The sequence below is a fragment of the Mesorhizobium sp. M7A.F.Ca.CA.003.01.2.1 genome, from assembly GCF_003998945.1.
Lineage (GTDB): Bacteria > Pseudomonadota > Alphaproteobacteria > Rhizobiales > Rhizobiaceae > Mesorhizobium > Mesorhizobium ciceri.
In genome coordinates this window covers 1-2,626 of sequence record NZ_RZRA01000813.1, presented here as the reverse complement: position 1 = coordinate 2,626, position 2,626 = coordinate 1, and the positions used below count along the sequence as shown (strand labels likewise).

The window sequence follows — 2,626 nt, the reverse complement described above, 5'->3', positions numbered from 1 at the left end:
GATCGGCATGGGTGTCGGTCGGCGTGCAGATGATGACGGCGTCAATATCTCCGGCTTTCTCGATGTCCTCGATGCTGCGCACCTCGGCGCCATAGGCGCTGGCCAGTTCGGTGGCCGCCTTCTCGAACGCATCGGCAACCGCAACCAGTTTGGCCTGCGGATTGGAGCCGACGGCACGGGCGTGGACCTTGCCGATGCGGCCGGCACCGAGGAGAGCGAAGCGAACGGTCATGGGTATTTCCTCTGGGGGAATGGGTTGGAGAGAGTTGTCCGCACCTTGCTTTTGGGGAAAGGTGGCAAGGCTATTTTTCGAGCGCGCCAGAAAACAGGATGACCATCCTGTTTTAGGCCGCGAGTTCCGCCTCCCCGGTCTTGGCGCCGGTGATGTAGGAGACGATATCGTTTCCGTCGGTGTTCTCCTTGCGCAGATTGGCGACGATGCGGCCGCGCCGGAACACGACGATGCGGTCGCAGAGATCGAACACCTGGCGCATATTGTGGCTGATCAGGATCAGCGGCTCGCCATTGTCCTTCAGCGTACGCACGATGTTTTCGACCTGCGCGGTCTCCTGCACGCCAAGGGCGGCGGTGGGCTCGTCCATGATGATCAGCTTGGAGGCGAAGGTCGCCGTCCGGGCGATCGCCACGCACTGGCGCTGGCCGCCCGACATGTGGCGGATGGTGTTGGACAGATTGGGGATCTTCACCGCCGTGCGGACCAGCGCCGCCTCGGTTGCCTTGCGCATGTATTTGCGGTCGAGGATCGAGAACGGGCCGAGGTTGAACAAAACCTTCTCGCGGCCGAGGAACAGGTTCGACGGCACGTCGAGATCGTCGGCCAGCGCCAGATTCTGGAACACGGTCTCGATGCCCGCCGTGCGGGCCTCGATCGGCCCGGCAAAGTTCACTTCCTTGCCGTCGAACCAGATCTGGCCGCTGGTGCGCTGCTCGACGCCGGTGATCTGGCGCACGAAGGTCGATTTGCCGGCGCCGTTGTCGCCCATGATGGCGACATGCTCGCCCTTGCGCAGCTCGAAGTTCGCGCCTTCCAGCGCATGCACGCCGCCATAGCGCTTGGTCAGGTTTTCGGTCTTCAGGACGATGTCTGACATGGTCATGCCCTCATTGCCCGCAGGCGTTGGCGCCACTGGTCGAGAACCACCGCACCGACGATGATCACGCCCTTGACCATCTCCTGGTAGTAGGCGTCGAGGCGCAGGAAGGTGAAGCCGGAGATGATGACGCCGAAGATCAGCGAGCCGATCACCGTGCCGATGATCGAGCCGCGGCCGCCCGACAGCGAGACCCCGCCGATGACCGCCATGGCGATGGCGTCGAGTTCGTACATCACGCCCATGCCGGACTGCGCGGTCAGGTTCTTGGAGCTCAGCACCACGGCGGCGAGCGCGGCGAGAATGCCGGCGATGACGTAGACCAGGATCTTGTGATTGGCGATCTTGATGCCGGACATGCGCGCGGCGTCCTCGTTGGAGCCGATCGCGTAACAGTGCTTGCCGTACCTCGTATAGGTCATGATCAGCTGGAACAGGATGGCCAGCGACAGGAAGATGACGACCGGCATCAGGCCTTTGCCGATGCTGGCGAAACTCTCGGTGGGAAACGAGATCGGCTGGCCCTTGGACCACCATTTGGCGATGCCGCGCGCGGTCACCATCATGCCGAGCGTGGCGATGAATGGCGGAATGCGCGTGTAGGCGATCAGCGCGCCATTGACCAGGCCGGCGAAGAGGCCGCAGGCGATCGCCACCAGCAGCGGCACGATGACAGGCAGGTCGGTCCAGCCCTGCGCCAGGAACATCGCCTTGGGATTGGGGTTGCCGTTGACCGTCGCCACCTGGGCGAAGCTCATGGCGATCATGGCGGTCGCGCCGACGATCGAGCCCGAGGACAGGTCGATGCCGCCGGTGATGATGACCTGTGTCACGCCGATGGCGATGATGCCGACGATCGACACCTGCAGGATGATGATCTGCAGGCGCGCTTCGTTGAAGATGCCGCCGACATCGCTGCGTGTGTTGAACAGGAAGCTGTCGCCGAGAAAGATGCGGCCGATCAGTTCGAAGATGACGACGAGAATGACCAGGGCCAGGAAAACATTGAACTCGGCCGGCCATGTGCGCTTCTTCGCATCATAACCGACGCCGCCGACGCCATGAGATGTCTGTGCCACGTATTCTGTCCTCCATCAGCCGCGGTCGCCCTCGCGCCGTGCCGGCGCTGAGGGAGAGAGGGAGCGGCGCTGTCTTGATCGAGAGCGCCGCTCCGTATCGAACCGCTGGCGGCTCAGTTCTTCTTCAGGAACTTGTCGATGTTGGCTGGCGTCACCAGCTGGAAGGGCACGTAGACCTTGTGCTCGACCTTCTCGCCCTTGGAGAGCTTGAGCGCCGCATCGAGAGCGCCGGCGCCCTGGCCGGCCGCGTCCTGGAACACAGTTACGTCGAGGTCGCCCGCCTGCATGGCCGCCAGCGCGTCCTGGGTGGCATCGACGCCGCCGACGACAACCGCCTTCATGTCGATGTTGCCGGCCTTCATCGCCTGGATGGCGCCGATGGCGCTTTCGTCATTGTTGGCGATGACGCCATCGAACGGCTTGCCGGTCGAAAGC

The 2,626-nt window shown here is 63.4% G+C and carries 4 protein-coding genes; all 4 read right to left on the bottom strand.

Going from position 1 to position 2,626, the window contains the following annotated elements:
* On the bottom strand, nucleotides 1–232 hold a 232-nt coding region (locus EN969_RS25980; RefSeq protein ID WP_164758493.1), incomplete at its 3' end, for a Gfo/Idh/MocA family oxidoreductase.
* A 112-nt stretch (nucleotides 233–344) separates the two neighbouring features.
* Nucleotides 345–1,112: an ATP-binding cassette domain-containing protein gene (locus EN969_RS25975; RefSeq protein WP_023810655.1), complete on the bottom strand. Its 768-nt coding sequence runs from the start codon at nucleotides 1,110–1,112 to the stop codon at nucleotides 345–347.
* A gap of 2 nt (nucleotides 1,113–1,114) precedes the next feature.
* On the bottom strand, nucleotides 1,115–2,191 hold the full coding sequence (locus EN969_RS25970; protein WP_013528362.1) for an ABC transporter permease: 1,077 nt from the start codon (nucleotides 2,189–2,191) through the stop codon (nucleotides 1,115–1,117).
* 113 nt (nucleotides 2,192–2,304) lie between these two features.
* On the bottom strand, nucleotides 2,305–2,626 hold a 322-nt coding region (locus tag EN969_RS25965), incomplete at its 5' end, for a substrate-binding domain-containing protein (RefSeq protein WP_164758492.1).